The 17067-nt window shown below is 72.7% G+C and carries 14 protein-coding genes; 7 read left to right on the forward strand and 7 right to left on the reverse strand.

Annotated features, from left to right (window positions below; genetic code table 11):
- Nucleotides 1–82: 82 nt before the first annotated feature.
- From EOT10_RS23360 to lnt, 3 genes are read right to left on the reverse strand one after another with little or no spacing between them, the layout of a single operon-like run.
- Nucleotides 83–874 carry a 3-hydroxybutyrate dehydrogenase gene (locus EOT10_RS23360; RefSeq protein WP_127830242.1) on the reverse strand — a complete coding sequence of 264 codons (792 nt, stop codon included), beginning with the start codon at nt 872–874 and terminating at the stop codon, nt 83–85.
- A 55-nt stretch (nt 875–929) separates the two neighbouring features.
- Nucleotides 930–1409, reverse strand: a complete 480-nt coding sequence (locus EOT10_RS23365) for an NUDIX hydrolase (RefSeq protein ID WP_127830243.1) — start codon at nt 1407–1409, stop codon at nt 930–932.
- A gap of 10 nt (nt 1410–1419) precedes the next feature.
- Nucleotides 1420–3018: an apolipoprotein N-acyltransferase gene (gene lnt, locus EOT10_RS23370; RefSeq protein WP_127830244.1), complete on the reverse strand. Its 1599-nt coding sequence runs from the start codon at nt 3016–3018 to the stop codon at nt 1420–1422.
- Nucleotides 3019–3675: 657 nt separating this feature from the next.
- Here lnt and EOT10_RS23375 point away from each other — a divergent pair.
- On the forward strand, nt 3676–4752 hold the full coding sequence (locus EOT10_RS23375; protein ID WP_127830245.1) for an O-antigen ligase family protein: 1077 nt from the start codon (nt 3676–3678) through the stop codon (nt 4750–4752).
- A gap of 64 nt (nt 4753–4816) precedes the next feature.
- On the opposite strand, the gene EOT10_RS23380 is transcribed toward EOT10_RS23375, so the two are convergent.
- Nucleotides 4817–5368: a hypothetical protein gene (locus EOT10_RS23380; RefSeq protein WP_127830321.1), complete on the reverse strand. Its 552-nt coding sequence runs from the start codon at nt 5366–5368 to the stop codon at nt 4817–4819.
- Between the two features lie 103 nt (nt 5369–5471).
- Nucleotides 5472–6260, reverse strand: a complete 789-nt coding sequence (locus EOT10_RS23385; RefSeq protein WP_127830246.1) for a glutamate racemase — start codon at nt 6258–6260, stop codon at nt 5472–5474.
- Between the two features lie 58 nt (nt 6261–6318).
- Between EOT10_RS23385 and EOT10_RS23390 the strand changes: the two genes are divergently transcribed.
- Complete coding sequence (locus EOT10_RS23390) at nt 6319–7494, forward strand: glycosyltransferase (RefSeq protein WP_127830247.1); 1176 nt, start codon at nt 6319–6321, stop codon at nt 7492–7494.
- A 12-nt stretch (nt 7495–7506) separates the two neighbouring features.
- Here EOT10_RS23390 and EOT10_RS23395 read toward each other — a convergent pair whose 3' ends face one another.
- On the reverse strand, nt 7507–8790 hold the full coding sequence (locus tag EOT10_RS23395) for a TerD family protein (protein ID WP_127830248.1): 1284 nt from the start codon (nt 8788–8790) through the stop codon (nt 7507–7509).
- Between the two features lie 259 nt (nt 8791–9049).
- Between EOT10_RS23395 and EOT10_RS23400 the strand changes: the two genes are divergently transcribed.
- From EOT10_RS23400 to EOT10_RS23415, 4 genes are all read left to right on the forward strand, one after another.
- Nucleotides 9050–9487: a DUF6643 family protein gene (locus EOT10_RS23400; RefSeq protein WP_127830249.1), complete on the forward strand. Its 438-nt coding sequence runs from the start codon at nt 9050–9052 to the stop codon at nt 9485–9487.
- Between the two features lie 45 nt (nt 9488–9532).
- The gene (locus EOT10_RS23405; protein ID WP_127830250.1) at nt 9533–10357 is read left to right on the forward strand and encodes an MOSC domain-containing protein; all 825 of its coding nucleotides are present in this window, start codon (nt 9533–9535) and stop codon (nt 10355–10357) included.
- A 175-nt stretch (nt 10358–10532) separates the two neighbouring features.
- A complete protein-coding gene (locus tag EOT10_RS23410) occupies nt 10533–11138 on the forward strand; it encodes an Rv1733c family protein (protein WP_223281157.1) in 606 nt (201 codons plus the stop codon).
- Nucleotides 11139–11253: 115 nt separating this feature from the next.
- Entirely contained in the window at nt 11254–13662 is a 2409-nt protein-coding gene (locus EOT10_RS23415; RefSeq protein ID WP_127830252.1) for a right-handed parallel beta-helix repeat-containing protein, read from the forward strand.
- Here the strand turns inward: EOT10_RS23415 and EOT10_RS23420 are convergent.
- A complete protein-coding gene (locus tag EOT10_RS23420; protein ID WP_127830253.1) occupies nt 13632–15977 on the reverse strand; it encodes a hypothetical protein in 2346 nt (781 codons plus the stop codon). The genes EOT10_RS23415 and EOT10_RS23420 overlap by 31 nt on opposite strands.
- 216 nt (nt 15978–16193) lie before the next feature.
- Between EOT10_RS23420 and EOT10_RS23425 the strand changes: the two genes are divergently transcribed.
- Nucleotides 16194–17021, forward strand: coding sequence for a DeoR/GlpR family DNA-binding transcription regulator (locus tag EOT10_RS23425; RefSeq protein WP_127830322.1), 828 nt, complete (start codon nt 16194–16196; stop codon nt 17019–17021).
- Nucleotides 17022–17067: the final 46 nt, after the last annotated feature.

Raw genomic sequence — 17067 nt, forward strand, 5'->3', positions numbered from 1 at the left:
GGATTACCCGCCGCACGGCCGGCCCCGCCAGCCCTGTGGACGACTCGATGGATCAGACAAAACCCGTCACTCACAAGGGTGGTCAGTGTGCGGTCCAGCCTCCGTCCATCACCAGGGACGTCCCGGTGATGAAGGAGGCCTGCGGGCTGCACAGATACGCGACCGCCTCGGCGACCTCGTCGGGTTCGATGAGCCGCTTGAGCGCGCTGTCCTGGAGCATGACCTCGGCCAGGACACGTTCCTCGGGGATGCCGTGGGCGGCTGCCTGGTCGGCGACCTGCCTCTCGACGAGGGGGGTGCGGACGTAGCCGGGGTTCACGCAGTTCGAGGTGACGCCGTGCGGGGCGCCTTCGAGCGCGGCCGTCTTGGAGAGCCCTTCGAGGCCGTGCTTGGCGGCGACGTAGGCCGACTTGAACGCGGAGGCGCGCAGCCCGTGCACGGACGAGAGGTTCACGATGCGCCCCCAGCCCTGCTCGTACATGTGGGGCAGCGCGCCGCGCACGAGGCGGAAGGGTGCCTCCAGCATCACCGTCAGGACGGTGTGGAAGACGTCGGGCGGGAACTCCTCGATGGGGCGCACGAGCTGGAGCCCCGCGTTGTTGACGAGGATGTCGGCGCCGGCGGCGGACTCCTCGGCGGCGTCCAGGTCGGTGAGGTCCAGGGCGCGCGGCTCGATGCCGCCGGCGGTGGCGGCGGCCTGCTCGGCCAGCGCGTCCAGTCCCGCGCGGTCCCGGTCGACCGCTCTCACCTCGGCCCCGGCGGCGGCGAGCCGCAGCGCGCAGGCGCGGCCGATGCCGCTCGCGGCGCCGGTGACGAGTGCGATGCGGCCGCCGAGGTCGAGCGGCGCGGTGAGGGGCGTGGTGGGCGCGGTCATGCTTCGCACCCTAGGCAGCGGCCGCGCCCCGCCCGATGTGGTCGGCACCCATACTTCAGCGCTCGGACATGGTCTCGAACCATGTCGGCCCGTCGGCCGCCGCCTGCTTGATCCGCAGCAGGCAGAAGTCACCCAGCGGGGGCAGCGCGTCCAGCTCGAACCAGGCCACTTCAAGGGACTCGTCGTCGTTCACGCGCGCGTGGCCACCGGTCGCACGGCAGCGGAACGATATGTCGGTGAACTGGCACTGGTCGCCGTTCGGGTACGTCACCGGCTTGAGGGTCTTCACCAGGACGACCCGCTCGGCCACGCACTCGACGCCCGTCTCCTCGTACACCTCCCGCACGGCGGCCTCGGCGGGCTGCTCCCCCGGCTCCGGGATCCCGGCGACGACCGCCCACTTCCCGGTGTCGGCCCGCCGCCCGAGGAGGACCCTGCCCTCGTCGTCGAAGACGACGGCGCTCACGCCGGGCAGGACGAGGAGGTGGTGGCCCACGGAGGACCGGATCGTGCGGATGAAGTCTGGAGTGGCCATGCCCGCGACCCTATCCGGCGGCGCGTCGGCCCCTGCGGGCGCGCACCACGGACCAGCCGAGACCAGCCACGCCGATCGCCACGAGCAGCGCCTCCGGCCCGCCGCCCAGGCGCGTCGCGAGGGTCAGCGAGGTCCGCCTGGGCACGTCGGCGACGAGGGTGTCGGCGACGAACATGCCGGTGTGCCGGGCGACGGACCCGTCGGGCCTGATGACCGCGCTGACCCCGCTGGTGACCGGCACCATCACGGCGCGGTCGTGCTCCACGGCGCGCACCCGGTCCATGGCGAGCTGCTGGTAGGTCATCTGGCTGCGGTCGAAGGTGGCGTTGTTGCTGGGCACGGAGAGGATCTGCGCGCCCGCCTTCACCTGGTCGCGCACGACGGAGTCGAACGCGGCCTCGTAGCAGGTCACCGGCCCGACCCTGGTGCCCGCCATGTCGAAGACGACGGGCTTCTTACCGGCCACGAAGCTGCCCGCGCGGTCGACGTCCTTGCTGAAGATCCGGAAGAAACTGCGGTACGGCATGTACTCGCCGAAGGGCTGGAGCTGCCGCTTGTCGTAGACCGCGCCGGGGCCCGTCTTCGGGTCCCAGAGGATCTGCCGGTTACGGGGCGTGCCGTCCTCGGCGTTGACCACGGCGCCGACGGAGATGGGTGCGCCGACGGCCTTGGCCGCCTTGTCGATCTCGGCGTACGCGTCGGGGTTGACGTAGGGGTCGATGTCGGAGGAGTTCTCCGGCCACAGGACCAGGTCGGGCTTCTTGGTCCGGCCCGCCTCGATGCGCGTCGCGAGCTTCATCGTCTCCCGTACGTGGTAGTCGAGGACGGCCCGGCGTTGGGAGTTGAAGTCGAGGCCCATGCGCGGCACGTTGCCCTGGATGACGGCCACGCGCGCGGTGCCGTCCTCGGGCGCGTCGGAGACGAGCGACGCGGTGGCCGCTCCGGCGATGACGGGCGCGACGGTGAACACGGCGGCGACCACCACGCCACGGTCCCGCACACCCCGTACGTCCTTGAGTCGCAGCGCGAGCGCGGTGAGGCCGAAGCCGCACAGGACGACCGCGAAGCCGAGGAGCGGGGTGCCGCCCAGGGACGCGAGCGGCAGGAACAGGCCACTGGGCTGACCGAACGCGAGCTTGCCCCAGGGGAACCCGCCGAACGGGAAGCGGGCCCGCAGCGCCTCGTCCGCGATCCATACGCCCGCGGCCCAGAGCGGCCACAGCGGCAGCCGTGACACACAGGCGATGCCGAGGCCGGCCAGGCCCACGACCAGCGCCTCCGTGGCGGCGAGCGCCAGCCATGGCAGCGGACCGACGTCGACGCCCGTCCAGGACAGCAGCGGTACGAGGAAGCCGAGGCCCATGAGGAAGCCGAGGCCGAAGCCCGCGCGAAGTCGCCGCCCGTGCACGGACGCGCCGAAGAGCGCGAGCGCGAGGGGCGCCAGCCACCACAGTTCACGGGGCGGGAAGGAGGCGTACAGCAGCACTCCGGAGAGTGCCGCCGCGACGGCCGGGGCGATCCGGCGCAGCAGGCGGGCCCCGCGCGAGGCGGGCTCCGGCTGCGGATCGAGCTGCTCCGGGCCGTCTACGGAAGTTGCGGTGGCGGTCACCCCGGGAGTGTACGGCGGCCCACCTGCACGGGGACACGGCGGTCCGCGTGGGACCTTGCCCGGGGCGCGGGGGCCTCGGCGCAGGCGCTGGGCCCGACCACGACAGGCCTCGCCCGGCGCCGGGGCCTCGACCACAGGAACCTGCCCCGCCAGGCGCTGGGGCCGAGCACGGGAACCTGCCTCGCCAAGCGCCAGGGCCCAACCACGAAGGGCCTCGCCCGACGCCGGGCCGAGCACGGGAACCTGCCTCGCCAGGCGCTGGGGCCCGACCACGAGGGCCTCGCCCGACGCCGGGGCCCGACTACGGGAGCCTGCCTCGCCAGGCACTGGGGCCCGAGCACGGGAGCCTGCCTCGCCCGGCGCCGGGGCCCCGACCACGGGAACCTGCCTCGCCAAGCGCCAGGGCCCAACCACGAAGGGCCTCGCCCGACGCCGGGCCGAGCACGGGAACCTGCCTCGCCAGGCGCTGGGGCCCGACCACGAGGGCCTCGCCCGGCGCGAGAGCCGCTCCGTGCAGCATCGTTCCTGCACAACCCGTCCACAAATCCCGTGTCAGCCGTTACCGTGTGCCCGAGTCCCCGACGAAGGGCCGGATCCGGCCATGACGCTCGGGGCCCGTCACAGTCGGGGGGCGACGGGGTGGTGGGGACCACGGGGATGTCGTCGACGGCCGGTCCGTCGACGGAAACGGAGTACGAGCGGCACAACGTCGCGGACGTGGCGGGTGTCGTCGCGCTCGGGGCGTGCGCCGTCTGGTCGCTGATCACGGCGACGGCCCGCGCGGGCCGGCCCGAGGGCGTACTGCTCGCGGTACTCGCCGTGGCGGCGGGTTACGTGTGCGGCCGGATCTCCGGGGCGCTCGTGCCGATGGCGGCGCCCTGCGCGGCCGCCCTCGCGGAACTCGGGCTCGCACTCGCGTCCCCGCACGCCGTGCCCGCACCTGACACCGGATCACCCCTGGGCCGCACGGGCGCGACCGCCGCCCTCCTGGTGCTCGCCACCGGAGCGGCCTGCTGCGCGGCCTGGGCGACACGGCGCCTCCCCGCGCGCGTGGCCCTGTTCCTGCTGGCCGGCGGCGCGGTCGTGGCGGCCGTCGACGCCGGTTCCGTCGTCGCTGTCACCGCGTGCACGGGCGTCCTGCTGTGCTCCCTCGCATCGGCCCGGATGCGCTACCGGGGCCTGGGGCTCGCCGGGTTCGGACTCGTGACGGCCCTGGTGACCGGACTCGCCCTGGCCCTGCTGAAAGGCGTACTCCCCTCAGGGCTCGACGACTCCCTGTCGGGGCAGCTCACTCAGCACCGGGTCCTGCTCTGGCGGGACGCGTTGCGCCTGACCGAGTCAGAGCCCGGTCTCGGCGTGGGTCCCGGGCGCTTCGGGGAGCTGAGCCCCACGGCCGGCGAGACGCTGCTGTCCGACGGGAAGCCGCATTCGGCGCCGCTCCAGATGGCCGCCGAGCAGGGCCTCGTCGGCGTCTGCCTCCTGGTGGCGGTGTTCTGCTGGCTGCTCTACGTCCTGTGGCGCTCGGCGCGCTCCACTCCGGTGGTCCTGACGGCGGGCGCGGCCCTGACCGCTCTCGCCGCCCTGGCGACGCTCGGCAACGCCCTGAGCTTCACGACCGTGACGGCGGGCGCGGGTCTGCTCGCGGGGGTGGCGACGGCGAGACCGTGGGGTGACGAGCCCCCGGACAGCATCACGGCCGCCCCGATACGTGCCCGGGACGGCCGTGCGTCATAGAGGTCGCAGATGAGACATCGCAGATGACACAAATGCCATATACGGGACAGGTGGGGTGGCGCGGTCAGACTGGGGAGCCCCTCCGTGGTGGCTTGAGCCGGTCGCGGATGGCGGTCACCGCCGACTCCGCGTCGTCCACCGTGACGGTGAACTTCCTGCCGTCGCCCAGGATCAGCACGACGCCCTCGCCGCGCCGGACGATGACGGCCGTGCCCTGGTCGGGGCGCCAGCGGTAACCCCAGCCGCCCCACTGCCGGGGCGTGACGCGAGGCTCGAACTCGGCGCCCACGACATGGGAGAGGGGAATGCGGCGGCGCGGAAGCCCTATGTGGCCGCACCGCACCTCGAGGGAGTCCTTGTCGACCTTCACGGCCACATGGACGAAGGCGAGGGTCCCGAAGAGGACCAGGAGACCGGCCGCGATGCAGCCGACCACCGACATCGCCAGCGGCGCGATTCCGGATGTCCACGTGGAGTCCACGGCGAGCTGGACCCCGAGCGCCAGGAACGCGGCTCCACCCAGCGCCGCCAGCCACTGCACGCGGTTGCGCGCACGGCCGGTCCAGACGTCGGGGGCGACGGACACGCGCCGCTCGCTACGGGAGTGGTCCCTCATGAAATCGAGAGTACTCATGTTCCACAGCGAAGGCACCGGGCAGCACAGCGTGACGGCGCCCGCGTTCGGCCGCCACGAACCGTCCGGGTGATCCCCTACATCGTCACCCTGCGTGGCTGACGGCCTGGAGCAGCCTGCCCTCGGCGTAGGCGAGCGCGGCGGGCAGCTGCAGCGCGGACGGGCGGCCGCTGAGGAGGACCGTGAGCGCGCCCTGCGTGCGGGCGTCGGCGTCCGGGCCGGAACCGATCCTGCGCAGGGCCTGCGCGGCGACGGCGCCGGCGCTGCCGTGCAGCACGAGGGGCGGCGTTCCCGGCTGCTGGACGGCGGCGCGGATACGTTCCGCCACGAGTTCGTAATGGGTGCAGCCCAGGACGACGGCCCTTACATCACGAGGGGTGAGCGCCGCGGCGGCGGCGATCGTCCGGTCGATGGCGTCCTCGTCGGCGTGCTCCACCGCGTCGGCGAGTCCGGGACAGGGCACCTCGGTGACCTCGACCCCGTCCGCGAACTCCTGGATGAGGCCGCGCTGGTAGGGGCTGCCGGTGGTGGCGGGGGTCGCCCAGATGGCGACGGGCCCGGAGCCGGCGGCGGCCGGCTTGATCGCCGGGACCGTTCCGATGACCGGGATCCCGGGTTCGAGGCGGGCCCGCAGGGCCGGCAGGGCGTGGACCGTGGCGGTGTTGCACGCCACGATGAGCGCGTCCGGGCGGTGCTGTGCGGCGGCGTCGGCGACGGCCAGCGCCCGCTCGACGATGCCTTGCGGACTGCGCGGCCCCCAGGGCATGCCGTCGGGGTCGGAGGAGAGGATGAGCTCGGCGTCGGGGCGCAGGCGCCGTACCGCGGCCGCGGCCGCGATGAGTCCGATTCCCGAGTCCATGAGCGCGATCTTCACCCGGAAACCATAGACGATGGGCCTTGTACGGGGTGTGGGGTGGGGCAGACTGCGGCAAATGGACGCCGTTGTGTGGATCACCGCAGCATCGCTGGCCGCGTGGGTGTGGCTGCTGGTCGGGCAGGGCTTCTTCTGGCGCACGGACCTGCGCCTCCCTCCGCGTACGGATCCCGCCGAGTGGCCTTCGGTCTGCGTCGTCGTCCCCGCCCGCGACGAAGCCGCCGTGCTGCCGGAGAGCCTGCCCTCGCTGCTCGCGCAGGACTATCCGGGGCGGGCCGAGATCTTCCTCGTCGACGACGGCAGCACGGACGGCACCGGGGCGCTGGCCGGGGAGCTGGCCCTGCGGCACGGCGGGCTGCCACTCACGGTCGACTCGCCGGGCGAGCCCCCGGCGGGCTGGACGGGCAAGCTCTGGGCCGTGCGGCACGGGATCGGCCTGGCACGCGCGCGTGACCCCGAGTACCTGCTCCTCACCGACGCGGACATCGCGCACGAGCCGGACAGCCTGCGGGAACTGGTGGCCGCGGCCCGTGCGGGCGGCTACGACCTCGTCTCGCAGATGGCGCGGCTGCGCGTGGAGAGCGTGTGGGAGCGCCTTGTCGTGCCGGCCTTCGTGTACTTCTTCTCGCAGCTGTACCCGTTCCGCCGGATCGCGCGGAAGGGCTCGCGTACGGCGGCGGCCGCGGGCGGCTGCGTGCTCCTGAGCGCGGGGGCGGCCGAGCGTGCACACGTGCCCGACTCGATCCGGCACGCGGTCATCGACGACGTGGCGCTCGCCCGCGCGGTAAAGGGGTCAGGAGGCCACATCTGGCTGGGCCTGGCCGACCGCGTCGACAGTGTGCGCCCCTACCCGCGCCTCGGCGATCTATGGCGCATGGTGTCGCGCAGCGCGTACGCCCAGCTGCGCCACAACCCGCTGCTCCTGGTGGGCACGGTGGCCGGGCTCGCGCTCGTCTACCTGGTGCCGCCGGTCGCGCTGGTCTCCGGCCTCGCCACCGGCAGCGGGCTCACCGCCCTGTTCGGCGGGCTCGCCTGGCTGCTGATGACGGCGACGTACGTCCCGATGCTGCGCTACTACGGGCTGCCGCTGTGGACGGCGCCGCTGTTGCCGGGTACCGCGTTCCTCTATCTCCTCATGACGGTCGACTCGGCGGTGCAGCACTACAGGGGACGCGGTGCGGCCTGGAAGGGGCGTACGTACTCCAGGCCGGACCCCGCGCCGGAACGGCAGTAGCCGCGCGGGCCACTACTTCCTGCCCGGCGTCCAGTTCATGCCCCACCCATAGGCGTAGTCGACGGTGCGCTGGGGGCTCACTCCGCGCTCCGGCACGAGGTACCGGGCCTCGCGCTGCACGGTCAGGTCGCTTCCAGTGTTCGTGATCAGCGCGAGGGCGCACACCGTCGACGGCACGGTGCACTCGTCCAGGGAGAAGTCGACGGCCGCGCCGAACTGGGGCTGGAGCGTGACGGTCGCGTGCAGGTCGGCGAAGCTGCGGGCGCCTTCGTAGATGGTGACGAAGATGAGGACGCGCCGCAGTTCGTTCTTGTGGTCGAGGTTGATCGTCAGGTTCTCGCCGCTGGAGACGGCGCCCGTGCGGTCGTCGCCGTCGAGGTGGATGTACGGCGGGCGTTGCAGCGCTCCGAAGGCGTTGCCCAGCGCCTGGACGACGCCCTTGCGGCCGTCGGTGAGCTCGTAGAGGGCGCACAGGTCCAGGTCGAGGTCCGCGTGCTGGGCCACGGCCCGGCCCAGTTTGCTGCCCCACCCCTTGAACTGCTTGTGCACCTCCCAGTTGAGGTTGACGCGCATCGCGCCGGAGGTGCCGCCCTGCTTGGTCAGGGAGACGGACGGCGCCGCCTTCGTGAGCGTCACTTTGGTGAGGCGGACGGGCTGCGTGGGCGCGGCGGGGGGCATGGGCGGAGGCGGCGTCACGGGGGCGGCGACCGGCGGCGCGGGCTGCACGGGGGCGGGCCGAGCGGGGGTAGGAGGCGTCTGCGCGGCCGGCTGCGGTTCGTCGACCGTGATCCCGTAGTCGGTGGCCAGGCCCGCCAGGCCGCTGCCGTATCCCTGGCCGACGGCCCGGAACTTCCAGGTGCCCTGGCGCCGGTACAGCTCGCCGAGGACGAAGGCGGTCTCCACGCTCGCGTCGGCGCTGTCGTAGCGCGCGATCTCGGCGCCGCTCGCCGCGTCGAGGACTCTGATGTGGAGGCCGGGGACCTGTCCGAACGTGCCGCCGTCCGACGAGGCGGCGAGCACGACGCTCTCGATCGCGGGCTCCACGCGCGCGAGGTCGACCGCGAGCGTGTCGGTCACCTGGCCGTCCGCGTTGCGCTTTCCCTCGTGCCGTACGGCCCCCGAGGCGTGCGCCGGCTGGTTGTAAAAGACGAAGTCCGCGTCCGAACGGACCTTTCCGGAGACGAGCAGCAGGGCGGACGCATCCGTGTCGGGCACGCCCGCGCCCGAACGCCACCCCAATTCGACGCGCACAGCAGACGCCGGCACGACGACATTCTGACCTTTAGACATTGACATGTCCGCCCCCAACAGAGATCTCCGGGTACCTGACCAACCTATTCCCCGCGCCGGAAAGGGCACGAGGACATGCGTTTGATGATCACTGGACAACCGCCGGTAACCCGCCAGGAACTCGCCTTTACACGATCCGAACGCCGACCGACGACCGTTTTTGCCAAGTTCGCTCGCATTGGGGATCGCAAGTCACTGACGACACGCAAAACAACCCTCTTATCGGTCTCCCCAACCAGCACATCGTGGGCTTAACTTATGTGCCATGACCTCCCCCCGCTCCACCTATGGCGGCGGTTACTACTCCGCGCCGTCCTTCCCGGACACTCCGATCTACGACTCCCTCGTCGCAGAGCGGGGCACACCCCAGATCGCCCCGATCCGGGTCCCTGCCATGTACGACACCCCCGGCAGCCACCTGCCAGCGCTTCCCTCGGCGCTTCCCGCGCTGCCGGCAGCGCCCTCCGCGCCCATGCCCCAGTACGGCTACGCCGCACCGCAGCAGGCGCCTCTCCAGCACGCTCCGCAGCCGTACATCCCGCAGCAGGCCACCGCTCCGCGCGGTTACGCGGGCATGCAGCAACCGCAGCAGCAGCGGCCCGCGCCCGGCACCGGTTACGAGGCCATGCGCCCCGCGGCGCCCCGCCCCGCCGCCGCGCCGTACGAGGATCCGTACAACCGTCAGCAGTACCGCGGTTATTGATCTCCTGGCCATGGGGCTGTCCTCGCTTGCTGGCAGGATGGCCCCATGCCGAACGCCTCGCTCCACTCGCTCCACATCCACCCACTGAAATCGGTTCGGGGACACGCGCCGCGCGAGGCGGCCGTGGAGCCGTGGGGTCTCGCAGGAGACCGCCGGTGGGTGCTCGTCGACACCTCGGGCAAGGTGGTGACCCAGCGTCAGTACCCTGGCCTCGCGCTCACGGCCGCCGCGATACCCGACGGTGACAGTCTGCGCATGTCGGCCCCCGGCCGCGCGCCCCTGACCGTGCCGGTACCCGACGCGGCCGGGACGACGACGGTGAACATCTTCGGCGACAAGGTCGAGGCCGTGCTCGCCGAGGACGCGGCGCACCGCTGGTGGAGCGCACACCTCGACGCCGACGTCCGGCTCGCCCACCTCGACGACCCGGCGACGCGGCGCCCCGTCGACCCCGCGTACGCGAAGCCCGGCGAGACGGTCAGTTTCGCGGACGGTTACCCTCTGCTGCTCACCACCCTGTCCTCGCTCGACGCCCTCAACTCCCTCATCGCCCAGGGCGACCACTGCGACGAGGGCCCGCTGCCCATGAACCGCTTCCGGCCCAACGTGGTCGTGGACGGCACCCCGCCCTGGGCGGAGGACGACTGGTCACGCATCGCCATCGGCGAGGTCACGTTCCGTATCACGAAGAAGAGCGGGCGCTGCGTGGTGACCACCACGAATCAGACAACCGCGGAGCGCGGCAAGGAGCCCCTGCGGACGCTCGCCCGCCACCGCCGCTTCGGTGACCAGCTGTGTTTCGGGACGAATCTGGTTCCCGAGACGACGGGCACGCTCCGGATCGGTGACGCGATCACGATCCTGGAGTGACTGATCGCCCCATGTGAGGGAACCCCGCGCCAGGACACGGTCGTTGGAGCACAATGGAAAGGCCGGGACCGGCAGAGGCCGACGTCGAGCGGGGTGATTTCCCTCTCTCTTCGACCCACTCACGCGTGAGCCGTGCCGTTCACGGTTAAAACGGACGCGGAAGGGGGTGCTGGCCGTGCGGGCAATCGCCGGACTCTGGCGGTGGCGGCACAATCCGCTGCGCCGTGCGACCGACCTCGCGGAGGCCTGGGTCGCACTGGCGGCGGTGCTGCTGATCGTCGTCGTCGCACCGCTCATCGGCGTCGCGACGGGAGCAGCGGCCCAGGGGGCCCTGCTGCACTCCGTACAGGAACAGCGCAAGGACCGCAGGGAAGTTCCCGCCACGGTCGTCCGGAAAGTGGCCCAGCCGCCGCTCGACCCCGACCCCGAGACGTCCTCCGCGAGAGACGCGCACAGCCGGGTCGTCGCCGACTGGACGGGACCCGACGGCACGCACCACCACGGCAAGGTCCTGGCGAACCTCAAGACCCCGCACCCCGGTGACCGGTTCCCGCTGTGGGTCGACGCCGGCGGTCAGGTCGTGGGCCGCCCGCTGGACACGGCGACGGCCACCACACACGCCGCACTGGCCGGATTCGGCACCGCGGCCGTCGCCGCGGGCCTGGTCGAGGGCACGCGCCGCCTGATCGTCTGGCGCATGGTCCGCCGCCGGTACGAGCGTTGGGACCGCGCCTGGGACAAGGCGGGACCCGACTGGGGCAGGACCGGCGCGGGCAGCTGAGCCGCCGTACGGACCGGTCAACTCAGCGGCTGCGCGCACGCTACGGTGGACCCACCTTCGCCGCGGGGATCGCAGCGAGGACCCGCGTACGACGAGGTGGGGGCACGACAAAGCCATGGCACAGGGCACGGTCCAGGTGACGCACACCGGCACGTCGCGGTGGCGGCGCCGCACTGGGGAGTACGCATCGCTCGCCGCGGCCCTGGAGGCCGCGGGAGACGGTGACGTGCTGACCGTGGCGTCGGGCACGTACAGAGAGAACCTCGTCGTCGAGCGCGCGGTCACCCTGCGGGGCCCCGAAGGTTCGCCCGGGTCGGTGCGGATCGCCCCCGTCGACGGGGTGCCGCTCACGGTGCGCGCGTCCGCGACCGTCGCCGATCTGCATGTCGAGGGGCAGGACTCCGCGGCCCCCGCCCTGCTGGTCGAGGAAGGCGCTCCCGAGTTCGCGGACCTGCGCATCGTCACCCGCTCCGCGGCCGGCATAGAGGTGCGGGGCGGCGCGCGGCCGACCGTACGACGCTGCACCGTCGACAATCCCGGGGGCATCGGCATCGTCGTACTCGACGGCGGGGGCGGGGTCTTCGAGGAGTGCGAGGTCGTCTCGGCCGGGCAGGCGGGCGTGGCCGTACGGGGCGGCGCACACCCGCGTCTTGAGCGCTGCCGGGTGCACCACGCGTCGGGTTCCGGACTGTCCGTCACCGGCGAGCACAGCGGCCTGGAAGCCGTCGGCTGCGAGGTGTACGAGGTCAAGGGCACGGGGGTGCAGGTCACCGGCCGCGCCACCGCGCACCTCACGGACTGCGACGTGCACCGCACGACGTCGGACGGTGTCACGCTCGACACGGACGCGGTCCTCACCCTCGCCGACTGCCGTATCCACGACATCCCGGAGAACGCGATCGACCTGCGCTCCCGGTCGGTCCTGACGCTGACCCGCTCGACGGTGCGCCGGTTCGGGCGCAACGGCCTGTCGGTGTGGGACCCGGGCACACGCGTGGACGCCAACCAGTGCGAGATCCACGACAGTACGGGGGACTACCCCGCGGTGTGGGTGAGCGACGGTGCGGCCGCCGTCCTGGAATCGTGCCGCGTGCACGACGTGCCGGACGCCCTGTTCGTCCTTGACCGGGGCTCGCGCGTGGACGTCGTCGACAGCGACCTCTCCCAAGTACGCAACACGGCCGTGTCGGTGAGCGACGGAGCCACCGCACAGTTGGACGACTGCCGCATCCGCGAGGCCGCGACCGGCGCCTGGTTCCGTGACCACGGCAGCGGCGGCACCCTCGCCGGCTGCACCGTCGACGCCGTCCAGACCGGTGTCATCGTCACCAAGGGCGCCGACCCGACGATCGAGCGCTGCACGGTCACCTCCCCCACCGAGGCCGGCTTCTACGTGTCGGCTGAGGGCCGGGGAGGCTTCCACGGCTGCCGCGTCACGGGCAGCGAGGGCTACGGCTTCCACATCATCGACGGCTGCCGCACGACGCTCAAGAAGTGCCGTACGGAACGGTGTTCACGCGGTGGTTACGAGTTCGCCGAGGACGGACCCGTCGTCGAGGAGTGCACGAGCGACGAGAGCGGCGGGGTCCGTCCGGCCGGCAGGACAGCCGCGCCCGCGCCCGCCGTGCAGACGGCCACCCAGACCGTGGGACTGCTCAGCGCGCTGCCCGGCCAGCGGGCGACGGAGCCCTCCGTGGAGGCACCGGCCACCACCCGTACGCCGACGGACGTCCTCGGTGAACTCGACACCCTGGTGGGTCTGGACAGCGTCAAACGCGAGGTGCGCGCCCTCACGGACATGATCGAGGTGGGCCGGCGCCGCCAGGAGGCGGGCCTCAAGGCGGCCTCCGTCCGGCGCCACCTGGTGTTCACGGGCTCCCCCGGCACCGGCAAGACGACCGTGGCACGCCTGTACGGCGAGATCCTCGCCTCGCTCGGCGTCCTGGAGAACGGCCATCTGGTCGAGGTGTCGCGGGTCGACCTGGTCGGTGAACACATCGGCTCGACCGCCATCCGCACCCAGGAGGCCTTCCAACGCGCCCACGGCGGCGTCCTGTTCATCGACGAGGCGTACGCGCTGTCCCCCGAGGACTCCGGTCGCGACTTCGGGCGTGAGGCCATCGACACCCTCGTGAAGCTGATGGAGGACCAGCGCGACTCCGTCGTGGTGATCGTCGCGGGCTACACGGCCGAGATGGAGCGCTTCCTTTCGGTCAACCCCGGTGTGGCGTCCCGTTTCTCACGGACCATCACGTTCTCCGACTACGTGCCGGAGGAGCTGCTGAGGATCGTGGAGCAGCAGGCCGACGAGCACGAGTACCGGCTCGGCGAGGGCGCGTCCGAAGCGCTTCTGAAGCACTTCACGGCGCTCCCGAAGGGGCCCGCCTTCGGCAACGGCCGCACGGCGCGCCAGACCTTCGAGTCGATGGTGGAGCGCCACGCGGGCCGGGTCGCCCAGCTCGCCGAGCCGACCAAGGACGACCTGACCCTGCTCTACGAGGCGGACCTGCCCGAACTGCCTTGAGATCCGGCGGACTCGGCGGCCTCTCCGTCCGGGCGTGGTGCCGGGACCTCCGGGCGCAGACGGGCCAGCAGGCGGGCCCGCTCCTCGGCGAAGACCGGGTCGGCCTGGTAGTCGGAGTGGCCCAGGATCGCCGCGGGCAGCGGGTGTTGCTCGGTGCGGCCGTAGGCGAGGGGGTCCTTGAGGGGCGGGTGGTCGACCTGGGGGCCGCCTTCGCCGGGCAGCCGGACGGGCCCGCCGATCGGGTCGGTCTTGCGGTACAGGTTGCGCCAGCAGTCGACCTGGCGGTGCAGAGCGGTGAGCGCCTCGGGGCCGAAGTGGGCGGGGAACCAGCGTCCGTAGAGCCGCTCCAGGGGTGAGCCGTAGGTGAGCAGGGCGACGCGTCGGCGGACCGTGGGGGGCAGCTGCCAGGCGGCCGCCGCGGCGAGGACGCTGCCCTGGGAGTGGCCCGACAGGACGAGACGGCCGCCGGTGGTGCGGGTCCAGGTGGCCATGCGCCAGGTCAGGTCCGGGACGGCGCGCTCCGCGTAGCAGGGCGGCGCGAAGGGGTGTGCGGCGCGCGGCCAGAACGTGCCGACGTCCCACAGGATGCCGATCGTCCGGCGGGCCGACGCGTCGCGGTAGGCGCGCCTGCCCCAGGTGACGAAGAGTATGAAGCCGAGGCCGATGAGCCAGGAGCCCATCGCCTGCGCGGTCTGGGCGGCGCCCTCGACGATGTCGGGCGCGCCCTGCGCGGCCCGGCCGGGGACCTGATGGGTGGCCCAGGCGCCGACGAGTGCCCCCGCCCCGAGGAAGAGGGTCACGGCGGAGACGACGCCGATGATCATGGGCGCCTGGTCGGTGAGGGCGGCACGCGCGCGCGTGCCGGCGATGCGGCTGGTGCGGGCGGCGTCCTCGGGCTCCCCCGGGTAGTCGGTCGCGAGGGTGGCGGCCTCGATGCGCTTGAGGCGCAGGGTGCGTACGGCGAGGATCGCGCACACCACGGCGACGGCGACCAGGAGGGGCGGGATCACGGAGGCCTGCCAGGACAGCAGGACGGGCGGTCCGGCGAAGGTGCTGTCCGCGCCCGGGGTGCCGGGGCCGTCCAGCCAGTCGGCGACGCGCTGGGCGACTCCTCCGGACATCACGCCGCCCAGGGCGCAGGCGAGCATCGCGGTGGCGGGGCCGCCGAGGCCGCGCAGGGCGGCGCGGGAGTCGCGGGCGCGGCGGTGGATGGCGTGCGCGACCAGGGCGAGCGCCACGATCAGCGCGCCCTGCACGAGGACGATGCCGCCGAACGTGGCGTCGCCGGGGAGCCGGCCGTGGGACCGCCACTCGGGGCGTGACCAGCCGGCGTAGAGGAAGGTGAGGACGAGGAGGGTGAGTGCGGCCGCGGGCAGACGGCGGACGAGGGTGCGGTCGAGGGTCCGGTCGATCTTGTGCTCGCTGCGGCCCCTGCGGCACACCACCCAGATGACGATGACCGCGCCCACGACGAGGGCGCCGTCGAGGAGCCGGCCGAGCACGTCGAGGAGGGCGGGGCCGCCGCTCTCGCGGTCGAACCTGGCGGCGGAGGTGCCGACGGCCGCCGCGACGGTGAGCAGGCCCGCGGCGGTGTGCGCGGCGCGCAGCCGGGCGACGAGGCGGCGCCCGTACCAGAACCCGGGCCTGCCGAGCGCGGTGGTGGGGGCCTCGTCGGGGTCGGGCTGGTGAGGAAGGGGCTGCTGGGACTCATACGCGCTCCAGGTGCGGTGGGAGAGGTACCACAGGAGTGTGGTGAGGGCGGTGGGGACGGCGGAGGCGAGGGCGAGGCGGCGGCCGGGCTGGCTCCACCAGCCGCCGTGTCCGTGCGCGTCGACCGCCAGGAAGCCGAGCCAGGAGCGTCCTTCGGCGCACGCGTGCGTGCCCGCGCACTGCCAGGCCGTCAGATCGAGCGCCACCTCGCAGGCCGCGGCGACCAGGAGGACGGTGAGGCTGAGGCCGGCGAGGCGCACAAGGAGGCCGTAGGCGCGCACGGTCCGCGTCCGGCGGTGGGCGTCGGGACGCATCCAGTGGGCGAGGTTGACGACCATGAAGGGCAGCAGCAACAGCCATAAGGCGCGCGAGCCGTTGCCCGAGGTGAGGTTGCACCAGACGTACGCCTCGGGAACGGGCTTGCCCCGGTAGTCGTCGGGGCGTTTCTCCGCGTCGACGTCGGCGGCGCGGCGGTAGACCGCGGCCGTGTCGTCGCCGGAGACGCGGACCGTGCGCGGGTCGTCGAGCATCGCCGCGGGTGTGGTGCCCCCCACGCCGTGGACCAGTAGTTCGAGAGCGGTCTCGGCCGCCGTGTCACGCTCCACCGTTCGGTTCCCCCGATTGACGTGTACGTGTGGTGCCGGAATCAGAATCCCCGCTGACGCCCGCGCTACGCATCCGCCCTCACGGAATCTCCCCCATCCGTGCGACCGCACGTCATACGGGCCGCGCGAGCGGGCAGTGGTACGGGTGTCGGTGGCGCGTGCGAGGATGTGGCGACCGTGGACGGCTGTGACGAGGCGAAGGGATCCGACAAGGACGTGAGCGAGAATCAGAACCTCCTCGCGGAGCAGCGCCGGGCCCTGATCCTCGACGAGGTGCGGCGTCGAGGCGGCGTCCGGGTCAATGAACTCACCCGCAAGCTGGGTGTCTCGGACATGACGGTCCGCCGTGATCTCGACGCGCTCGCCCGGCAGGGCGTCCTGGAGAAGGTGCACGGCGGCGCGGTCCCGGTGGTCGAGGCGAGTACGCACGAGCCGGGCTTCGAGGCGAAGTCGGGGCTCGAGCTCAGCGCCAAGGAGGACATCGCGCGGGCCGCGGCGGCCCTGGCGGCGCCGGGCACGGCGATCGCGCTGTCCGGCGGCACGACGACCTACGCCCTTGCCCACCATCTCCTGGACGTGCCGGACCTGACCGTGGTGACCAACTCGGTGCGGGTGGCGGACGTGTTCCACAACGCGCAGCGCACGTCGGGGCAGCGGCAGGGCGCCGCGACCGTGGTCCTGACGGGCGGGGTGCGGACGCCGTCGGACTCGCTGGTGGGGCCCGTCGCGGACCAGGCCATCGCGGCGCTCCACTTCGACGTGCTGTTCCTCGGTGTGCACGGCATATCGCTGGAGGCCGGCCTGTCGACGCCGAACCTGGCGGAGGCGGAGACCAACCGGCGGCTCGTGCAGTCCGCGCGCCGGGTGGTCGTTGTCGCCGACCACACCAAGTGGGGGACGGTGGGCCTGAGTTCGTTCGCCTCGCTCGACCAGGTGGACACGCTCGTGACGGACGCGGGGCTGCCCGCGGAGGTGCGTGCGGAGATCTCCGACGAGCTGCGGCTCGTCATCGCGGGCGAGCCCGACACAGGTACAGACATCTGACAGCTCGACGGCTATGGTGACCCCTGCCTGACCACCGACCGATTCC

This window comes from Streptomyces antnestii (genome assembly GCF_004005495.1).
GTDB classification, from domain to species: Bacteria; Actinomycetota; Actinomycetes; order Streptomycetales; family Streptomycetaceae; genus Streptomyces; species Streptomyces antnestii.

Coding starts and splice junctions, on each gene's coding strand:
- EOT10_RS23360 (WP_127830242.1), bottom strand. CDS start 874: ATGACCGCGCCCACCACGCCCCTCACCGCGCCGCTCGACCTCGGCGGC.
- EOT10_RS23365 (WP_127830243.1), bottom strand. CDS start 1,409: ATGGCCACTCCAGACTTCATCCGCACGATCCGGTCCTCCGTGGGCCAC.
- EOT10_RS23375 (WP_127830245.1), top strand. CDS start 3,676: ATGTCGTCGACGGCCGGTCCGTCGACGGAAACGGAGTACGAGCGGCAC.
- EOT10_RS23380 (WP_127830321.1), bottom strand. CDS start 5,368: ATGAGGGACCACTCCCGTAGCGAGCGGCGCGTGTCCGTCGCCCCCGAC.
- EOT10_RS23390 (WP_127830247.1), top strand. CDS start 6,319: ATGGACGCCGTTGTGTGGATCACCGCAGCATCGCTGGCCGCGTGGGTG.
- EOT10_RS23395 (WP_127830248.1), bottom strand. CDS start 8,790: ATGTCAATGTCTAAAGGTCAGAATGTCGTCGTGCCGGCGTCTGCTGTG.
- EOT10_RS23400 (WP_127830249.1), top strand. CDS start 9,050: ATGACCTCCCCCCGCTCCACCTATGGCGGCGGTTACTACTCCGCGCCG.
- EOT10_RS23405 (WP_127830250.1), top strand. CDS start 9,533: ATGCCGAACGCCTCGCTCCACTCGCTCCACATCCACCCACTGAAATCG.
- EOT10_RS23415 (WP_127830252.1), top strand. CDS start 11,254: ATGGCACAGGGCACGGTCCAGGTGACGCACACCGGCACGTCGCGGTGG.